This window comes from Amycolatopsis sp. NPDC104819, from assembly GCF_055583145.1.
This window is the reverse complement of the sequence record NZ_JBVJON010000008.1, coordinates 340,150-358,815: the sequence shown is the minus strand read 5'-3', so window position 1 is coordinate 358,815 and position 18,666 is coordinate 340,150. Positions and strand designations below refer to the sequence as shown.

The following is an 18,666-nucleotide window of genomic DNA, read 5'->3' as shown; positions in this document are numbered from 1 at the left end:
TCAGTCATCCTCCTCGATCGTGGCCGAAGCGCGCAGCATCGCCGCGAACCGGGTGCCGAGATAACCGCTCAGCAGGCCGACGACGAGACCGATCACGGACACGAGCAGGATCATCGTGGCCGAGAAGTCCGGATTGGACTCGGTGAGCGCGAGCTGGAGCGGGATCGTCGCGCCGGTGATGAGCCCGGTGACCGCGCCGGCCGTACGCGTCTGGCCGGCGTCCGCGTCAGTTAGTGTTTTAGGCGAGAGTAGGCACCGGAAGCATGGCCGGCCTTGAGTGTTCGGCCGGCCACGCTCCCGTCTTCGCTGCTACTGCCAGGTGAAGGTGGACGTGCTCGACGGATCGAGAGTGGCGGTGAAGGTTCGCTGGCCCGCGCTCACGGTGAAGGCCTGCGGTTCGGTGGTGCTGGTGTTGTTGACGACGAGGACGTTGGTGCCGTCCGGGTTGCGGAAGGCCACGGACTGGACCGCGAGCGGCTGACCCTCGATGGTGTTGATGGCGGTGCTGCTGATCCGGACCGCGCCGGGCTTGACGAACTTCGCGAACTGGCTGATCAGGTAGTAGCGCGGGTTGTAGGTGACGGCGTTGGTCTTCGAGTCGATGGTGATCAGGCCGGTGCACGTCTTGCAGCCACCGATGAACGGACCGTGGTTCTCGTCCAGGGCGATGTTCCACGCGACGACGCTGTTCGCCCAGTTGCGCAGGGAACCGATGGCCCGGTCGATGGTGAGTCCTTCGCACTCGGTCATGAAGATCTGCTGACCGGGGTAGGAGGCCTTCAGCGCGGTCTGCGCGGTGGGGTCTCCGTAGTAGCAGTGGTAGGCGGTGCCGTAGATCGACTTGGCGGCGCTGGTGCTCAGGAGCTTGAACGGGTAGTCGGCCTCGGGGTCGCCGTTGGCTTCCTGCAGAGCCGCGGCGTCGTACCAGTGCAGGGCCCAGTTGTGGTCGAAGCCCAGGATCTTGGTCGGCAGACCGGCCCGCTTGATCGCGGGAGCCAGCTCGTTGATGACCTTCGCGGCCTGAGCGGTGCCCAGGTCGGTGCCCGGGTAATCGAGGCGCAGCAGGGCTTGCGGTTCGTTCTGGATGGTCAGATACGAGACATCAACGCCGGCGTCCCGATAGGCCTGCAGGAACTTGACGAGGTAGTTGGCGTAAGCCTTGTAGATCGCCGGGTCGTCCTTCAGCTTGCCGTCGATCATCGAGCCGGACGTCTTCATCCAGCCCGGGGGGCTCCACGGTGATGCCATGACGGTCAGCTGCGGGTTCAGAGTCTTGGCCTGCTTCAGCAGCGGGATGATCTGCGTTTGGTCGTGTGCGATGGAGAAGTGCTCGAGGGCGAGGTCGGTCTGGCCGGCGGGCATGTCGTCGTAGCTGTAGGCCGAGCCGACCGCGAAGTCGGAAGCGCCGATGGGCTGGCGCAGGAAGCTGATTCCGGCGCCGGTGGTCGGGTCGAACAGGCGCTTCATCACGGCGGTTCGCTGGGTTTCGTCGAGCCGGTGCAGGTTGGCTGCGGACGAGTCGGTGATCGATGCTCCGAACCCGCTGACCGTCTGGAACTTCTGCGCCGGATCGACGTAGATGGTGGTGCCGGGTGCGGGGGGTGCCGCGGCCGCCGCCTGGTGGGTGGGGCGGGAAGAGAAGGGAACGGCGGTTCCGACCGGGTCACTCTGCTGGCTGTCGTGTGTCGTCCACTGCGTGACAGCGCCGGCCGGTGCGGCGCCGACGGGCGTTGCGCTGGTCAACGACGCTGCCGCGACCAAGGTGGTAGACACGATCAACGCGCCGACCCGGTAACGGGTCACGCGCTTTTGTCCGCTGAACACGATTGCTCCTTCGGTTGCTTCGTACTTCGGTACAACGTGAGCCGGGGCCGCCGTCAACGGCGGCCCCGGGTTGGTTCACGTGGGGAGTTGCCAGGTTTGCCAGGGGTTGGTGTTGGTGTCCCAGATCTGGAGGCGGGTGCCGTTGGTGGTGGTGCCGCCGGGGACGTCGAGGTCGCGTCCGGACTGTGGGTTGCGGAGGTGGCCGTTGGTTTGTGGGGTCCATTGCTGGGCGCCTGAGCCGTTGCAGTCCCAGAGCTGGATGGTGGTGCCGTTGGCGGTGCCTTGTCCGGTGACGTCGAGGCATTTGCCGAGGGCGCGGATGGTGTTGTCGGTGCCGACGGTCCATTGCTGGGCGGTGGAGTTGTTGCAGTCGTAGAGTTGGACTGCGGTTCCGTTCGCGGTGCTGGATCCGGCGACGTCGATGCATTTGCCGCCGACGCCGGTGATGGCGCCGGTGTGTGATCCCGTGGGTGGGGTCGTGGGCGGCGTCGTGGTCGGCGGGTTCGGCCCCCCGGTGGGAATGTGGATTTCTCCCTGGTTGTAGGTGCGGGAGTCGAAGTAGCCGGCCTGGATGGAGGAGTTGGAGTTGTAGTCCGGCTTGGTCAGCCAGTCCAGCCACACGCTCCAGTACGTCCACTTGGGCTGGGCCGCCATATCCGACGGCTGAGGCACTCTGCCGACCTCGGCCAGGGCAATGGGCTTGGCAGATCCGGCGATGTTCAGGAGCGAGTTGTACCAATCGGGCGCCGGAAACTTCTGCACCCAGACGTCGAGCCCGATGACGTCGACGTAGTTGTCACCGGGGTAGTAGCTGCGAGCTTGGCCGGCTCCGCCGGCGACGTCCTTCAACGCCCACACCCAGATGATGTTGTTCAGGCCCTTCGATTCGAGGTAGTCGTGGGTGATCTGGTAGAGCCGGGCACTGCCGTTGGCGCCGGCCTGTCCGCCCCACCAGGCCCAGCCTTCGTTCATCTCGTGCAGCGGCCGGAACATGACGGGAATACCGAGGTCTTTGAGCTGCTGGAAGTACTGGACGAACTGGTCGAGCTTGCGTTTGTAGGCGGTGTTCAGCGACGTCCCGTCCTGGACGATCTGCGTCCACTCCGCAGCGGAGAGCTTGCTGCCCTTGACCGGATTCGAACCACCCTCGAAGCTGCAGGTCGCCACGTCCGGCCGGCACGCGTGCATGGTCAGGGCCGGGATGGTGCCGTTGTTCCACTCGGTCTTGGCCTGGTTGATCACGGTCTGGCGGTTGTCGATGTCGTTCTGGCTGAACCCGAAGTCGCCACCCCAGACGCCGGGGTACTGGCCGGTGATGTCGTGCACCTTCTGCACCCACTGACCCGGGTTGCTGTTCGCGCCACCCTGCTGGCCGGACAGCACGTGGTTGCCGGTGATGCTCTTCAGGTAGTTGACGACGTCGGTCTTGGTGACGCTGGCGGGCCCCGGTGGTGCCGCGGCGGCGGGACCCTGGCTGACGATGATGCTTGCGCCCACGATCGCGGCGATTGCTGCGAAGATCGAGGCGCCTTTGCCTCTGGATAGGGACATGACAAATGCCTTTCACGAGGGTGAGTGTCTCGTTTTCCAAGGCGGCGGAAGGTGGCCTGTCGTGCGGCGCCGGGCGTTGCCGCACGACAGGCCGTGTTGTGCTGTTGTTTCGCCTGGTTCAGGTGGGGAGTTGCCAGGTTTGCCAGGGGTTGGTGTTGGTGTCCCAGATTTGCAGGCGGGTTCCGTTGGTGGTGGTGCCGCCGGGGACGTCGAGGTCGCGGCCGGATTGCGGGTTGCGGAGGTGGCCGTTGGTTTGTGGGGTCCATTGCTGGGCGCCTGAGCCGTTGCAGTCCCAGAGCTGGATGGTGGTGCCGTTGGCGGTGCCTTGTCCGGTGACGTCGAGGCATTTGCCGAGGGCGCGGATGGTGTTGTCGGTGCCGACGGTCCATTGCTGGGCGGTGGAGTTGTTGCAGTCGTAGAGCTGGACTGCGGTTCCGTTCGCGGTGCTGGATCCGGCGACGTCGATGCATTTCTCGCCGACGCCGGTGATGGCGCCGGTGTGCGATCCCGTGGGAGGGGTCGTGGGCGGCGTCGTCGGTGGCTGGCCACCGGACGGGATGGTGAACCCGCCCTGGTTGAGGGTTCGGGCGTTGTTCATGGTGTTCTGGATGGTGGAGTTGCAGTTGCAGGTGGAGATGTACTCCGACCAGATCATGAAGTAGGTCCACAGCGGCTGCCCGGCCAGAGCGGAGGCGGTGGGGGTGTTGCCGACCTCGGCCAGGGCGATGGGTTTGCCGTGCGCGACGTTGACCATGGCCTGGTACCAGTCCGGCTGCGGGAATCCGTGCACCCATGGGTCGAGGCTGGCCACATCGACATAGTTGTCGCCGGGGTAGAAACCGGGTACTGAAGACGAGCTGCCGTTGTCCTTGACGTTCCAGACCCAGATCAGGTTGGTCAGCCCGCGGGAGAGCAGGTAGTCATGAGTGATCTGGAACAGCCGGGAGCTGCCGTTGGCGCCCGCGCGACCGCCCCACCACGCCCAGCCCTCGCTCATCTCGTGCAACGGCCGGAACAGAACGGGTATCTGAGCATCCTTCAACTGCTGCAGGTACTGCACAGCGGTTTCGAGCTTGTTCTTGTACGCGGTGTTGAGCGCCGTGCCGTTGGTGATCAGCTGGTTCCAGTCGGAGTCGGACAGGCTCGTGCCTTTCACGCCGCCTTCGAATGCGCAGGTGGCGACGTTCGGCTTGCACATGTGCCAGGTCAGTGCGACCAGTGATCCGTTGGCCCACTCGGTCTTCGCCTGGTTGATCATCGTCTGGCGGTTGGCGATGTCCGAGCTGGTGAATCCGAGCTCGCCACCCCAGAGGCCGGTGTACTTGCCGGTGATGTCGTGGATCTGGTTGGTGTACTGCGTGGGGTTGCTGAGCGGCTCCTTGTTGTGGACGCCGCTGATGATGTGGTTGCCGCTGATCTGTTTCAGGTAGTTGACGACGTTGGCCGGTGTCGAGGCGCCGAAGGCCGATGCCGGGGTCTGGAAGAGGACGGTACTGCCGAGGGCGAGCACCGAGACGGCGGCGGCCGCGACCTTTGCCCTGATCGATGACCGGTATTTCACAGTGAGCTCCCTGCTGCCGCCAGCATGAGCGTTCGTCCTGGGGCTTGGTGTGTTGTCTTCGTTGTCAACACGTTCTCCTTCGGTGGGTTGGGGAGAAGTCATCGTTGGTGGGCGGCGAAGAACGTCCACATCAGCGAGTTCGCGTCGATCTCGTGGGTGGTGTTGCCGTTCTCCGGTTTGTTCTGGGGGGAGCCGGGCCAGGTGTGCCCGCCGTCGGAGACGGAGTAGAGCTGCACCTCGGCGCCGCCCTGGCAGCCGCTGTAGGTCGTACGGGTGACGTGCGTGGTGACCTGGGTGTCCGCCGGGCCGGTGGTGCAGCCGTCGATCGTGGCCCACCGCTGCTGGGCGGTGGGGACGGAGTACTGCCACAGGTCGGTGCCGCCGCCGTTGTAGGGATTGGTCCCGTCCTGCTTGCCGTGGAAGGCGATCACCGGCACCGGGAGGCCGGGCCGGCAGGAGGCCGGGTCGGGAACCGAGGTGTTGCCCGGGGTCGGGCGGCCGGCCCGCAGCCCGGCGACCGGCGCGATCGCGGCGACCTGACCGGGCCGGGCGCAGGCGTAGGCCGAGGTCATGCGGGCGCCGCCGGAGTAGCCGGTGAGGTAGGTCCGGTGCGGGTCGGCGCACAAGGTGCCGGTGAGCGCGGTGATCACCTGGTCGAGGAAGGCGACGTCGTCGCGGGCGCCGGAAGGCGGCGTGCCGACTCCGGGGACGTTCCAGGAGTAGGCGCCCTGGTAGGGGATCGCGCCCTGCGGGAACGCGGCCAGGTACCCGTTGGCGTTGGCGCTTGCCGCCATGTTCGAGTAGCTGTACTGGCCGTCGCCGCTGCTGCCGCTGCCGTGCAGGTTGAGCACCAGCGGGGCGGTCTGCGGAGCGTTCGGGGGGACCTGGATGACGACGGGATAGCGCTGCCCGCCGAAGGTGACCTGCTGGGTGGAGCGGCCGGGTGGCACCGACCGGGTGCAGGACGGCGGGGTGCCGCCGGGCAGCGTCCACTGCTGGTTGGTCTGGCCGTTGCAGGCCCACAGCTGCAGTGGTGTGCCATCGGCGCTGGACTGTCCGGTGACGTCCAGGCAGCCGCCGGTGGCGGGGTTGACCAGACGGCCGGTCGCACCGGCATAGCTCCACACCTGGTGGGTGTTGCCGATGCAGTCCCACAGCTGGATCGGGGTGCCGTTCGTGCCGGCGCCGCCCTGGACGTCGAGGCACTTGCCGAGCGCGCGGATCGTGCCGTCGTCCCCGGCCGTCCAGTTCTGGGCCGTACTGCCGGTGCAGGCGCTCAGCTGGACGCGGGTGCCGTTAGCGGTGTTACCGCCGGTGACGGTGGCGCACTTTCCTGCCAGTCCGGTGAGCGGACCAGGTCCGGCCGCGGCGCCGGCCTGACCGGCGGGAAGTGCGGCGAACGCAGTTGCGGCGAGAGCCGCCACCACGGCCGCGCCGGCGAGAAGAGTTCGGAAGGACAAGGCGGGCTCCGTTCCCGATCTGAGTCTGTGGTTATGGACCCGGGTGCTTCGGGTGGCCGGCGGACCAATCGAGCGCCAGAAGGGTTGGTTGCGCCGAATAAACCGCTTAAGCGCCCGATCGTGTCAGTAGAGCAGCGAGCCAGGTGTCGGTCAAGAATTGTCAACGAGCAGGACAGGGTTGGTCGGACCATCACCGGAAGCCTTGACACGAGGTGGCGGCGAGCGGAGCATCCTTAAGCGTTTAATTGTGTCGGAGCTCCTCGCTCCGGCGGACTCGATGCCAAGGGAGTCATCCGTGTCCCCACGCTTGCGCACCATCCGAACGCGGCTGCTGACCGCACTGGCCTCGGCCGCTCTCGCCGCCGCCGCGTTGGTGGCGCCCAGTACAGCGGTAGCCGGCCCGCAGGCAGGCGGCACCCTCAACTACCTCCGGCAGATCTCCGGCCAGTACACGATCGCCGGCCAGCACAACAAGGAGCCGGCCGGCCAGCCCTCCTACTACACGAGCAAAGTGCACGACATCACCGGCCAGTACCCGGGCTTGTGGGGCGGGGACTTCCTCTTCCTTCCCGCGGATGTCGCGAACCGGCAAGCGGTGATCAACCAGGCCAAGCTCGAATGGAGCCACGGCGCCATCGTCACCATGACGTGGCACATGTGCGCGCCGACGGTCGGCAGCTCCTGCGACTTCGGGTCCGGAGTCCAGGCCAAGCTCAGCGACGCCCAGTGGAGCGAGCTGATGACCAACGGCTCCACTCTCAACAACCGCTACAAAGCAAGGCTTTTTGAAGCTGTGCAGTATCTTCGGCAGTTGCAGGACGCGGGTGTGCAGGTGCTGTTCCGTCCGCTGCACGAGCTCAACGACAGCTGGGCGTGGTGGGGCGGACGCCCCGGCCTGGGCGGCAGCGCGGGCCTGTACCGGATAACCCACGACTACTTCGTGAGCCAGGGGCTCACGAGCATCGTGTGGGACTGGGCGGTCAAGGACGTCAACATGGGCTCGATCGCGAGCTACTACCCGGGTGACGCCTACGTCGACGTCGCGGCGCTCGACGTCTGGGAGAAGGCCAACTCGTCGGCCTCGGACTACCAGGCGATGCTGAACGTCTCACGCGGCAAGCCGATCGCGCTGGGCGAGACCGGGACCATCCCGTCACCGGAGCTGCTGGCTTCGCAACCGAAGTGGACCTACTTCATGGAATGGTCGGAGTACCTGCAGGGCAGCAACTCCAACGCGGCCATCCAGCGTACCTACTTCGACGGGCGGGTGCTGACACTCAACGCGATGCAGCGCGGTTGATGGAGGTGCCGAGAGGCGCCCGGCGTGATCCCGCATGGTTCTCCAGCCAGGAGGTAGTAGTGACTCGAGGCCGCAAGTTCGGTCTGCTGCTGACGGTGTTGCTGGCACTGACCGCGACGGCGCAAGGCGGAGTCTCCGCCGCGGCCGCCACCCGGCCCGAGGTGCGGACGACGCAGGGGACCGCCCGGGGTGTCGTGCGCGATGGCGCCGAGTTCTTCGGGCGCCTGCCTTACGCGGCCGCTCCGGTGGGACCACTGCGGTGGCGTGCGCCGCAGGAGCCGCCCACGTGGGCGGGCGTGCGCGACGCCGCCGCGCCGAGCCCGGCCTGCGCGCAAAGCGACAACTCCAACGGCCCGGAGACCGTCACGGAAGACTGCTTGTTCGTCGACGTGTGGCGGCCGACGCACACCCGCCCCGGCGCCCGTCTCCCGGTGCTGTACTGGATCTTCGGTGGCGGCGGCATCAACGGGTCCGCGTCGCAGTACAACGCCGCGCAGCTCGCGCAGCAGACGCACACGATCGTCGTCACGGTGAACCACCGCCTGGGCTGGCTCGGGTTCCTCGCCAATCCGGTGCTGTCGCGCGAGTCACCGGCCGGCGTCTCCGGTCAGTACGGCTTCCTCGACCAGATCGCCGGCCTGCGCTGGACACAGCGCACCATCCGGGACTTCGGCGGCGACCCCGCCGCCGTCACGGTCGCCGGGCAGTCCGCCGGCGGGCGAGCCGCCTGCCGATTGCTGGCCTCCCCACCCGCTGCCGGGCTGTTCCGGGCCGCGATCATCCAAAGCGGAGCGTGTGACGCCGACCAGCGTGCTCCTCGCGAAGCTCAGGGACAAGACCTCGCCGCCTCGACCGGGTGCGGCCAGGTGGCCGATGTCGCCGCGTGCCTGCGCGCCCTCGACGTCAAGACGTTGATCGACCGGCCGAGCCCGCCCGGCACCCCGGTCATCGGCGGCACGGCGCTACCGGAAGACCCGCGGACCGCGCTGCCCGCCGGTCGCTACACGCACGTCCCGGTGCTGGTCGGCAACACCCACGACGAAAACCGCCCCTACCCGGGCATCGCGCAGCCCGCGACCGCGGACACGCTGCAGGCGTGGGTCCGGTCCCGCTACCCGGCACAGGCCGACGAGATCCTCCGGCGCTACTCGACCATGTCCCCTCCGGACGCGGCAGGAGCGATCGCGAGTGACCCCGACCGGGTCTGCCGGGCGTGGACCATCGAGAACACCCTGACCGCGACAACGTCCACCTACGCCTACGAGTTCGCCGACGCCACGGCGCCGGCTGAAGGCATTACTCCCGGCTTCTCCTGGGGCGCGTACCACACCACCGAACTCGAGTACCTCTTCCGCTTCACCCGCACCGACGGAACCCAGAAGTTCCTCACCGGACTCAACGCCGAACAGGAACGCCTGGCCCAGCGGATGCGCACGGACTGGGGCTTGTTCGTCCACGCCGCAACCGTGCCGTGGCCTCGCTATACGGCTCGGTTGCCGGTGACCCGGCAGTTCAAACTCCCGTCCGACCGCCTCACGACCGGGTTTGCCGCCGACCATCGATGTGGATATTGGCAGGAGCAGGGTTTGCTCAAGGACCACTGAACGAGGCCGCGAGGTGATCGTGCAAACCCACGCTCGTTGATCGTGCATCTTGTCGAATTGCCGGTCCCCGGCCGACGCGAGGGCGGCGGCCCGCGTCGTCCGGTCGTCGCTGCGGGCACTCCTCGCGGGGTGCCCGCAGCGGCCTCGATCCGCCGCAGCATGGGAAACCACGTCGGATTCGATATGGTGCGCAGCCGGCTCGCGTCCGTGTCACGTCGGCGGCGCGGGACCTGCCTGCTGTTTTTGAGGTCACTGGACCGGTGGGTGCCACTTCGGCGATGAAGCCGCGCCGGTCGTCCGTCACAAAGCAACCACGCACACCGGTGCGGGGGTGGCCGTGGCGGGCCCGCGGGTCAGCGAACCGTCCGCCGCGACGCGGAAGGCGGTGACGTTCCCCGAGCTCTGGTTGGCCGCGAACAGCCAAGCACCGGCCGGGTCGAGGGAGATGTGCCGGGGAGTGGCTCCGCCGGACGGAGTCGTGTCGACGAACGTCAGTGCCGCGCCGTCGTCCTGCGCGGCGAACCGGGCGATGCTGTCATGGCCCCGGTTGGACACGTACACGGTTGCCCCGTCCGCCGCCACGGCGACCTCGGCCGGGTAGTTGCGGCTCGCGGGTGGCGTGCCCGGCGGGATGGTACTGAGCGAAGCCACCGGGCTCACCGTGCCGCTCGTCCGGTCGTACGCGCAGGTCGTGATCGTGCTGTTCAGCTCGTTGACGACGTAGACGTACCGACCCGACGGGTGGAACGCGAGGTGGCGCGGACCACTGCCGCCGGTCAGATGGGCCTGGGCGACCCGGCTCAACCGTCCAGTACCGGTGTCCAGGCGGTAGGTGTATACCGAGTCGGTGCCGAGGTCCGCGACGAGGACGAAGCTCCCGCTCGGGTCGTTGCACACCATGTGGGCGTGGGGTCCACGTTGCCGGTCGGGGTCCGGGCCGGAGCCGGTGTGCTGGACCAGGTCGCTGCGCGTGGCGAGGGTGCCGTCGGCGTTGATCGGGTGGACGGCGACGCTCCCGCTGTCGTAGTTGGCACTCAGCACGTGCCGGCCGGCGGAGTGCACGGTGAGGTGGCACGGTCCGGATCCGCCGGTCGACCGAGAGCCCAGGGCCTGCAGGCCGGTCCCGGTGATCCGGAACGCGCTGACTGCCCCGGAAGATCGCTCGTTGACAGCGTAGAGAACGCTGCGGTCCGCGGACAGCGCGAGGAAGGACGGTTTCTCGGTGACCGCCGCGGTGACCGGGCGGGTCAGGCCGCCGGTGCCGGTGAGGTAGGTGCTCCGCCCGATACCGGTCGCACCGCCCTGAGCGGTGTAGGCGCCGACGAAGACCGTGCGGTCCTCCTCCACGGCCTCGAGCTGCCGGGCCTGCGCGGTTGTGGCCCCGGCCGATGTCGCAGCCGCGGTGGCAGCCGTCAGCTGGAAGAAGCGCCGCCTCGTGTGCTGCCGGTTCATCGGGCCTCCACGCGGTTTTCGTCGTTGACGCACCGCAGGACCGGGCGGCTCACCAGCTGCCGCGGGTCGAGGGTGCGGCGGGTGGTGACGTGGATGGTGGCGTGGTCCCCGGGCAGCAGGGTGAGCAGGCACTGGTCCGCTTCCGCGTCCGGGGCGAGCCGGTCGGCGAAGATCGCGAGATCACGGACGAGAGACCGGGCGGTGACGGTGACGTTGTACCCCGTGGCGGTGCGGATCACGTCGGTGTCGAGCTGCGGCTCCGGGTGGGCGATCTCGAGGTCTCCGGCGAAGAATCGAAGCGCGCGCTCGTCGCGGGTTTCAGCCACCAGAAGCTCCCGTGCCGCGTCGCCGGCCACGCCGACGTCGCCGGTGGTTATGGCCAGCGCGCTGCGCGGGGGCACCTCGGCGGTGGTGTCGGTCTTGGCGAGGATCGCCCCGTCGACGGTGACCCGGCGGAGCTCGAGAGGAGTTTTCCACGTGGTGGCGGAGTCGTTGACCAGGACCGCGGTCAGCTCGCCGTCCCGCTCTTGGATCGTGACCAGGCGGTCGGCGTAGGCGTCGCGCAGGGCGTACCAGAGCGGTTTACGGCGTTCGGCGCCGTCGATCGCGCTCCACGAGGTGACCGGCCAGCAGTCGTTGAGCTGCCAGACGATCGTGCCCATGCAGCGTGGCCGGTGGCTGCGGAAGTGTTCGATCCCGGTGCGGATCGCGCGGGCCTGGGTCACCTGGGTGAGGTAGTGCCAGTCCTCCACCCTCTCTGGCAGCGGAAAGTGGTTCGCCAGGCCGCGCCAGAGCTTTCCGTTGCCGTCTTTGGCTTTCTGGTGGTGCAGGATGCCGGGCGAGTCCGGAGCCATCGGGTGGTCGTGGACGGCCGAGGTCAGTGTGCTCCAGGCGGGTGGGGCTTGCCAGCCGAACTCGGAGACGAAGCGGGGGACGCGTTCGAGGTAGCCGTGGTAGTCGCGGTCGTTCCAGACGTCCCAGATGTGCACGCAGCCGTGGTCGTTGTCCTGCGAGTCCCGTGCGGGGTCGCCCGACCAGGGGCTGCCGGGAATGTAGGGCCGGGTGGGGTCGAGCTCGGCGACGACGGCGGGCAGCAGGTATTCGTAGTAGCCGGCGCCCCAGTCGCGGCCGGCCAGGTCGTCTTGCCAGCCCCAGTGGAACCAGCCCAGGTAGTTCTCATTGTTACCGCACCACAGCGCCAGCGACGGATGCGGAGTGAGCCGGGCGACCGCCTCGCGGGCCTCGGTCTCGACCTCCGTACGGAGGGGTTCCTCTTCCGAATAGCCGGCGCAGGCGAACAGGAAGTCCTGCCACACCAGGACACCGCGCCGGTCGCAGGCGGCGTAGAAGTCGTCGCTCTCGTAGATCCCGCCGCCCCACACGCGCAGCAGATCGATGTTCGCGTCAGTGGCCTGGTTGACACGGCGGTCATAGCGGGCCGCGTCGACGCGGTGCGGAAAGCAGTCGTCGGGAATCCAGTTCGCGCCGCGGACGAACAAGGGAACCCCGTTGACCCGGAAGGTGAACGCGGCTCCCAGGTCGTCGGGGCTCGTGTCGAGTTCGATCGTGCGAAAGCCGATTTTCCGCGACCATGTGTCCACAGTGGATCCGTCGGCGGCTTCGAGGGTGACGGTCAGCTGGTACAGCGGCTGGTCGCCCAGGCTGTGTGGCCACCACAAGTTCGGTTGCGGGACGTAGACCGCCAAGGACTCTCCGGTCATACTGGTCACGTCGACTCCGGCAATCTGTGCCCGCACTACGAGGTCGTCGCCGCCGTCGACGTCCGCGTGAACTTCGACGATGCCGTTGCCGTCGTGGTCGACGCTCACCAGCGGCCGCACCTGACGCAGCCGCCCGACGTCCCAGACCTCGAGGGCGGCGGCCTTCCACAGGCCGGCGGTGACGAGCTTGGGACCCCAGTCCCAGCCGAAGTTGCAGGCCATCTTGCGGATGAAGTTGGCGGGCTCGTCGTTGCCCATGTTGGGCAGGTCGCCCAGCCGTCGACGTTCGGCGCGCGCGTACCGGACCGCGGAGCTGAACGTGATCGCCAGGGTGTTGCCGTCGGTCAGCAGGTCGGTCACCGGCATGCGGTAGGAGCGGTGCATGTTGCGGGTTTCGGCGATGACCCGGTGGTTGAGCTCGATCTCGGCGATGGTGTCGAGTCCGTCGAAGACCAGCTCGACCGTCCCACGGGCGTCCGGCCGGTCGAAGGTGGTTTCGTAACGCCATCCGGTGAGGCCGATCCACTGCAGATCCGCCTCGTTGCGGTCGAGGTAGGGGTCGGGGATGAGCCCGGCGGCGAGCAGATCGGTGTGCACGGTGCCGGGCACCGATCCGGGAATTCCTTCGGCGATGCGGCGGGCCAGCTCGATCGGCACATGCGTGAGGGGGCCGCAAGCGCGCAGCGTCCAGTGACTTTCGCCGAGGTCGATCCGCACGGGTGGTGTCCCTTTCTGGGTTGGTGACCGGAATGGTGCCGCTGAGTTCAGCGCCAGGGGTCGGGCGCGGCGGCGGCCAGGCGGCGGGTGTACTCGTGCGCCGGCCGGAAGATGACCTCGTCGGAGTCGCCGAGCTCGACGATGCGGCCGGCGTTCATCACCATGATCGTGGCGGAGAAGTGCCGGGCGGTGGCGAGGTCGTGGGTGATGTAGAGGACGGCGAGATCGTTGTCGCGCTTGAGGTCTTCGAGCAGGTTGAGGATGTCCAGCCGGACGGAGACGTCCAGCATGGACACCGGTTCGTCGGCCAGCAGCACCTGCGGCCGCGGTGCCAGGGCCCGGGCGATGGCCACCCGTTGCCGCTGCCCGCCGGACAGTTCGTGCGGGAGCTTGCCGACGTACTGCTCGACGGGGCGGAGGTTGACCCGGTCCAGCAGGTCGAGCACGGCACGACGCTCGTCATGCCGGTCGCGGGCGAGGCCGTGCACACGCAACGGCCGGGCCAGCTGGTGCTGCACCGGCTTGACCGGGTTGAGGGAGGCGAACGGGTCCTGGAACACCATCTGGACGTGTTTGCGGTATTCACGCAGCGCTGGGTATCCGGCCTGTCGTGGCTGTCCGCCGATGGTGATCGTGCCGCTGGTGGGCCGGTCGAGCCCGCACAGCATCCGGGCGACCGTGGACTTGCCGCTGCCGCTGGCGCCGACCAGGGCCAGGGTCTGCCCGGAGGTGACGGTGAAGGTGACCCCGTCGACCGCGCGCACTCCGCCGGGGAAGTCGCGGACGAGGTCGTGGGCGCTCAGCTCGGTCATCGGGTCTCCTCCGCGCGCAGGCAGGCGACGTCGGCGCCCTCGACGAGTCGCAAGTGCACATCGGCGGTGGTGCACTCGGGGAGGACGAGCTCACACCGGTCAGCGAACGCGCACCCGGCGACCGGCAACGAGAGGTCCGGTGGATGACCGGGAATCCCGTGCCGGTTCTGCCGGGCCGAGCGCAGGGTCGGGAACGCGTTCAGCAGCCCGGCGCTGTAGGGATGGCGCGGTTCCTCCCGCAGCCGTTTGCTGTCGGCCAGCTCGACGACGCGCCCGGCGTACATCACCGCGATCCGGTCGCTGATCTCCAGCAGCAGCGACAGGTCGTGGGTGATGAACACGACCGCGAAGCCCAGCCGCTCCCGCAGTTCGGAAACGGCGTCGAGGATTTCCCGCTGCACGAGGACGTCGAGTGCGGTCGTGGGCTCGTCCATGACCACGACGTCGGGCTCGAGCGCCAGCGCCATCGCGATCATCACCCGTTGGCGCATGCCCCCGGAGAGCTGGTGCGGGTACGAGCGTGCGGCGCGGTCGGGCAGCCCCACCAGTTCCAGCAGCTCACCCACGCGCGCCCGGCGCTCCGCTTTGGTCATGGCCGGGCGGTGGGCGTGGAACAGGTCCTGCAGCTGCGCCGCGACGCGCTGGACCGGGTTGAGCGCGTTCATCGCGCCCTGGAACACCATCGACATCCGGTCCCAGCGGAACGCCCGCAGCGCCCGCCCGGTCAGGTCGGTCACCGAGATCGGTTCGCCGTCGGTGGCTCCTTGGAAGATGACGGTGCCGTCGACGAGGTGGGCGGGTGCGCGCAGCAACCGGGTGACGGCGTAGGCCAAGGTGGACTTCCCGCAACCGCTTTCCCCGACGATGCCGACGAGTTCGCCGCGGTGCACGTCCAGGTCGACTCCGCGGACGGCGTGCACGGGCCCGGCCGGGGTTTCGTAGTCGACGTGCAGGTTCCGCACCTGCAGCACCGGTGCGCCGGTCATCGGATGTCCCCCTTGGCGCCGCCGCGGCGCTGGACCCGCAGCCGTGGGTTGATCAGTTCGTCGACCCCGATGTTGAGCAGGGTCAAGGCCGCGCCGAGCACGGCGATGCACAGGCCGGGCGGGATGAACCACCACCACGCGCCTTGGGACAGCGCTTCGCCGTTCTGGGCGAAGAACAACATGGTTCCCCAGGTGACGGAGTTCAGGTCGCCCAGGCCGAGAAACGACAGGCCGGCTTCGCCGAGGATGGCGCCGATCATGGCGAACACGAACTGGGAGATGAGGATCGGGTAGAGGTTGGGCAGGATCTCGACGACGACGATCCGCCACGCGCGTTCGCCGGAAGCCCGGACGGCGTCGACGTAGTCGCGGTGCGCCAGCGACGCGGTCTGGGCGCGCAGCACGCGAGCGGACGCGGCCCAGCTGGTGACCGCGATCAGCAAGGCGATCACGGCGATGCCGCTGGAGTGCAGGTAGCTGGCGGCCACCACGATCAGCGGCAAGGCCGGGATGACGAGGAAGACGTTGCTGATCAGGTTGAGCAGTTCGTCGGCCCAGCCTCCGGCGTAGCCGCCGACGACCCCGACGAGTGCCGCGAGCAGCATCGTGACCACGCCGGCGAGCAGCCCGACCAGCAACGACGAGCGGAAGCCGACGATCAGCTGGGCGAAGACGTCCTGCCCGTTGTTCGTCGTGCCCAGCAGGTGCTGCGCGGACGGCGGGGCGAGCAGGTCCGGGCCGGCGGCGTGCGGGTCGCCGACCAGCAGCGGCCCGACCACGGCGATGGCGGTGTAGAGCCCCACGATCGCCGCGCCGAGCAGGAACTTCGGCCTCCGTACGAGCGCGGATACCTGGCCGGCGGTGCGGACGGGGGTGATGACGGCCTGGGTCATCGGGCACCTGCTTTCGCAGTCGTGCGCACGCGCGGGTCGATGACCGCGTACAGCAGGTCGACGGCGAGGTTCGCACCCAGCACCGCGAGGGTGATGATCAGGAAGATGCCCTGCATCAGCGGGTAGTCGCTGTTGCGGACCGCCTGCAGCAGCGTGAACCCGATGCCGGGGTAGGAGAAGACGGCCTCGGTGACGATCGCGCCGCCGACGACGAACCCGAGCGACACCGCGACCCCGGACACGCTCGGCAGCACGGCGTTGCGGGCGGCGTAGGTGACCATCACCCGCCGGAGACTCAGCCCCTTGGCCTGCGCGGTCACGACGTAGTCCTCCGACAGGGTGGAGACCATCATGTTGCGCATCCCCAGCAGCCATCCGGCCAGGGAGCTGACCACGATCGTGACCGCCGGCAGCAGCGCGTGGTAGACGACGTTGCCGACGAACTCTCCGCTCCAGCCCGGCTCGACCTCGACGTCGTAGCCGAGGCCGAGCGGGAACCAGCCCAGCCCGGCGGCCAGGAAGTACACCGCGGCCAGCGCGAGCCAGAAGTACGGGATGGCCGCGAGCATCGTGGACCCCGCGACCAGTGAGTCCACGACGCCGCGGCGGAACCAGCCGGCCAGCGCGCCGAGGGAGATGCCGAGGGTGAAGGACACGATCGTGGCCACGCCGACCAGGCCCAGCGTCCACGGCAGGGCCTGGCCGATGATGTCGCCGACCGGAGCGGGGAAGAACGTCACCGACCGGCCGAGGTCGCCGGTGAAGACCTGCCCGAGGTAGGCGAAGTACTGCTGCCACAGCGGCCGGTCGCCCACCCCGAGCAGCAGCTCCAGGGAGTGGCGGGCCTCGGGGGAGACCGGCGCCATCGAGGACTGGCGGGCCAGCACCGCGTCCACCGGGTTGCCCGGCGCGAGGCGGGGGATGAGGAAGTTCAGTGACAACGCGGCGAGCAACGCGACCGCGTAGAAGAGGAGTTTCTTGCCCAGGAAGCGCATCTACTTGACCGGCTTCAGGTTCTTGGCGACGAACCCGGTGTCGGGGTAGATGTCCGAACGCGACAGTGCGTAGAGGTTGTCGTCGGAGGGCCAGCCGGTGACCTTGGTGGCGAGGAAGGTCGCGTTCGGGCTGTTCTGGAAGATCGGGACGTAGGGCAGCTCGCTGGTCAGGACCCGCCCGATTTCCTGGGTGCGCTGCTTGAGCACGGCTTCGTCGCTGGTGGCGGCCATCGCGGCCAGTGCGGCGTCGACCTGCGGGTCGGAGAAGCGCGACCAGTTCGACGCGGCCTTCTGCCCGATCGGGGCGGTGGTCGCCGAGGACAGCACCTGGTTGTAGAGCTGGTACGGGTCGGGCTTGCCGCCGAGACCGTCGATCAGCAGCTGGAAGGTGCCGGTGGAGCGGTCGGAGTTGAACTGGGCGCTGGAGACCTGCTGGACCGTCAGCGCGATCCCGGCCTCGGTGAACTGCTGCTGCATCAGCTGCAGGGCCTGGATGTAGTCGGTGTAGCCGGTGACGACCTTGATCGAGACCTCCAGCCGCTTGCCGCTCCGGTCGAGGTAGATACCGTCGGCGCCGCGGGTGTAGCCGGCCTTTTCGAGCGCGGCTCGGGCGGCGGCGGGGTCCCGTTGCACCGGGGCCGCGCTGCGGTAGGAGTCATCGCGCGGGGTTTGCAGCAGCTCGGGGCTCGGCACCTTCGCGACGCCGAAGTAGACGGTGTCGACGATGCGCTTGCGGTCCAGCGCCAGGTTCATCGCCTGCCGTACGGCCAGGTCGTTCGTGGGCCAGCTCGTCAGGTTCGGCACGAGGCTGGTCTGGTAGATGCCCGCCGACGGGATCAGGTGCGTCTTCGGGTCCTTGGCGACCCAGTTCTTCTGCGGGTCGGGGATGAACGTGTTGCCCCAGTCGATCTTCCCGGCCAGCAGCGACTGGTTCGCGCTGGTGTTGTCGCTGAAGGAGACGAAGCGCATCCCGTCGATGGCGGGCTTGCCCTGCTCCCAGTAGTTCGGGTTCTTCTTGAGCAGGAACGTCTGCGGGGAGAACGAGTCGAGCGTGAACGGGCCGGTGCCGACCGGGTTCGGGTTGAGCTCGGTGGCCGGGTCGGGAATCTTCTCCCAGATGTGCTTCGGCACGATCAGCGTGCGGCCCGCGGTGCTCCACAGCTGGTTGAACGCGGGTTTGGTGAAGGTGATGGTCGCGGTGTGGTCGTCGGGCGCCGTCGCCGCGGCCAGGCTGAGCCCGTTCGTGTTGAGCTCGGGATGCTTGATCATGGCATCGAAGGTGAAGGCCACGTCCTGGGCGGTGAAGGCCTGCCCGTCTTGCCACTTCACGCCGTCCCTCGTCGTGACGGTGAGGGTCTTGCCGTCGGGGGAGAACGTCGTGGCGGTGGCCAGCTGCGGTACCGGCGGGCGGCGGTCGGCCATGTCGAAGAACGACAGCGATTCGTAGATGGTGCCGCCGTAGCCGGCCTGGGCCTGGTTGGGCAGGAACGGGTTGAAGTTGCGCACGAACGCGCCCGAGGCGCCGGTGTTGGCCGTGATGATCGTGTCGCCGGCGCTGCTCTCGCCGCTGCCCGAACACGAGGTCAGAGCGAGACCGAGCGTGGCGGCGAGGGCGGGGACGAGGAGGCGACGGTGCCTTCCGGCGGCGGTGCCGGCCTTCATAGGAACTCCAAGCGTATTAAGCGATTAACGCCGAGTTGGCCACGTCGTGACGCAGTGCCGCCGTCGGTTGTTGCGCTCGTGGTTTGTCGGCATGTGATCTAGGGGATGGGTGGCCTATCGGGCGGCGG

The 18,666-nt window shown here is 68.3% G+C and carries 13 protein-coding genes; 2 read left to right on the top strand and 11 right to left on the bottom strand.

Annotation, left to right across the window (positions count from 1 at the left end; genetic code table 11):
* Positions 1–309: 309 nt before the first annotated feature.
* The 4 genes from ACZ63E_RS26785 to ACZ63E_RS26770 all read right to left on the bottom strand — a co-directional run bounded on the left by ACZ63E_RS26785 (position 310) and on the right by ACZ63E_RS26770 (position 6,396).
* Complete coding sequence (locus ACZ63E_RS26785) at positions 310–1,881, bottom strand: glycoside hydrolase family 30 protein (protein ID WP_465338861.1); 1,572 nt, start codon at positions 1,879–1,881, stop codon at positions 310–312.
* An 18-nt stretch (positions 1,882–1,899) separates the two neighbouring features.
* Positions 1,900–3,375, bottom strand: a complete 1,476-nt coding sequence (locus tag ACZ63E_RS26780) for a glycosyl hydrolase (RefSeq protein ID WP_465338860.1) — start codon at positions 3,373–3,375, stop codon at positions 1,900–1,902.
* 118 nt (positions 3,376–3,493) lie between these two features.
* Positions 3,494–4,936, bottom strand: coding sequence for a glycosyl hydrolase (locus tag ACZ63E_RS26775; RefSeq protein WP_465338859.1), 1,443 nt, complete (start codon positions 4,934–4,936; stop codon positions 3,494–3,496).
* A gap of 98 nt (positions 4,937–5,034) precedes the next feature.
* Positions 5,035–6,396 (bottom strand): extracellular catalytic domain type 1 short-chain-length polyhydroxyalkanoate depolymerase, encoded by a 1,362-nt coding sequence (locus tag ACZ63E_RS26770; protein WP_465338858.1) that lies wholly within the window; start codon positions 6,394–6,396, stop codon positions 5,035–5,037.
* Positions 6,397–6,691: 295 nt separating this feature from the next.
* Here ACZ63E_RS26770 and ACZ63E_RS26765 point away from each other — a divergent pair, with 295 nt between their 5' ends.
* Together ACZ63E_RS26765 and ACZ63E_RS26760 are read left to right on the top strand one after the other, a co-directional pair.
* On the top strand, positions 6,692–7,696 hold the full coding sequence (locus tag ACZ63E_RS26765; protein ID WP_465338857.1) for a glycoside hydrolase family 26 protein: 1,005 nt from the start codon (positions 6,692–6,694) through the stop codon (positions 7,694–7,696).
* A gap of 59 nt (positions 7,697–7,755) precedes the next feature.
* Positions 7,756–9,300 carry a carboxylesterase/lipase family protein gene (locus ACZ63E_RS26760; RefSeq protein WP_465338856.1) on the top strand — a complete coding sequence of 515 codons (1,545 nt, stop codon included), beginning with the start codon at positions 7,756–7,758 and terminating at the stop codon, positions 9,298–9,300.
* A 300-nt stretch (positions 9,301–9,600) separates the two neighbouring features.
* Here ACZ63E_RS26760 and ACZ63E_RS26755 read toward each other — a convergent pair whose 3' ends face one another.
* From ACZ63E_RS26755 to ACZ63E_RS26725, 7 genes are read right to left on the bottom strand one after another with little or no spacing between them, the layout of a single operon-like run.
* Entirely contained in the window at positions 9,601–10,752 is a 1,152-nt protein-coding gene (locus ACZ63E_RS26755) for a lactonase family protein (RefSeq protein WP_465338855.1), read from the bottom strand.
* On the bottom strand, positions 10,749–13,190 hold the full coding sequence (locus ACZ63E_RS26750; protein WP_465338854.1) for a glycoside hydrolase family 2 protein: 2,442 nt from the start codon (positions 13,188–13,190) through the stop codon (positions 10,749–10,751). The genes ACZ63E_RS26755 and ACZ63E_RS26750 overlap by 4 nt, the downstream gene beginning before the upstream one ends.
* A gap of 47 nt (positions 13,191–13,237) precedes the next feature.
* Positions 13,238–14,002 carry an ABC transporter ATP-binding protein gene (locus ACZ63E_RS26745; protein ID WP_465338853.1) on the bottom strand — a complete coding sequence of 255 codons (765 nt, stop codon included), beginning with the start codon at positions 14,000–14,002 and terminating at the stop codon, positions 13,238–13,240.
* Positions 13,999–14,988 carry an ABC transporter ATP-binding protein gene (locus ACZ63E_RS26740; protein ID WP_465338852.1) on the bottom strand — a complete coding sequence of 330 codons (990 nt, stop codon included), beginning with the start codon at positions 14,986–14,988 and terminating at the stop codon, positions 13,999–14,001. Before ACZ63E_RS26740 ends, ACZ63E_RS26745 begins: the two co-directional genes overlap by 4 nt.
* Positions 14,985–15,881, bottom strand: coding sequence for an ABC transporter permease (locus ACZ63E_RS26735; protein WP_465338851.1), 897 nt, complete (start codon positions 15,879–15,881; stop codon positions 14,985–14,987). The genes ACZ63E_RS26740 and ACZ63E_RS26735 overlap by 4 nt, the downstream gene beginning before the upstream one ends.
* Positions 15,878–16,876 (bottom strand): ABC transporter permease, encoded by a 999-nt coding sequence (locus ACZ63E_RS26730; RefSeq protein WP_465338850.1) that lies wholly within the window; start codon positions 16,874–16,876, stop codon positions 15,878–15,880. The genes ACZ63E_RS26735 and ACZ63E_RS26730 overlap by 4 nt, the downstream gene beginning before the upstream one ends.
* Positions 16,877–18,538: an ABC transporter substrate-binding protein gene (locus tag ACZ63E_RS26725; protein ID WP_465338849.1), complete on the bottom strand. Its 1,662-nt coding sequence runs from the start codon at positions 18,536–18,538 to the stop codon at positions 16,877–16,879.
* Between the last annotated feature and the right edge of the window lie 128 nt (positions 18,539–18,666).

Bases quoted from the DNA above. Each gene is read 5' to 3' on its own strand.
- ACZ63E_RS26780 (WP_465338860.1), bottom strand. From the start codon at position 3,375: ATGTCCCTATCCAGAGGCAAAGGCGCCTCGATCTTCGCAGCAATCGCC.
- ACZ63E_RS26725 (WP_465338849.1), bottom strand. From the start codon at position 18,538: ATGAAGGCCGGCACCGCCGCCGGAAGGCACCGTCGCCTCCTCGTCCCC.
- ACZ63E_RS26755 (WP_465338855.1), bottom strand. From the start codon at position 10,752: ATGAACCGGCAGCACACGAGGCGGCGCTTCTTCCAGCTGACGGCTGCC.
- ACZ63E_RS26730 (WP_465338850.1), bottom strand. From the start codon at position 16,876: ATGCGCTTCCTGGGCAAGAAACTCCTCTTCTACGCGGTCGCGTTGCTC.
- ACZ63E_RS26740 (WP_465338852.1), bottom strand. From the start codon at position 14,988: ATGACCGGCGCACCGGTGCTGCAGGTGCGGAACCTGCACGTCGACTAC.
- ACZ63E_RS26735 (WP_465338851.1), bottom strand. From the start codon at position 15,881: ATGACCCAGGCCGTCATCACCCCCGTCCGCACCGCCGGCCAGGTATCC.
- ACZ63E_RS26745 (WP_465338853.1), bottom strand. From the start codon at position 14,002: ATGACCGAGCTGAGCGCCCACGACCTCGTCCGCGACTTCCCCGGCGGA.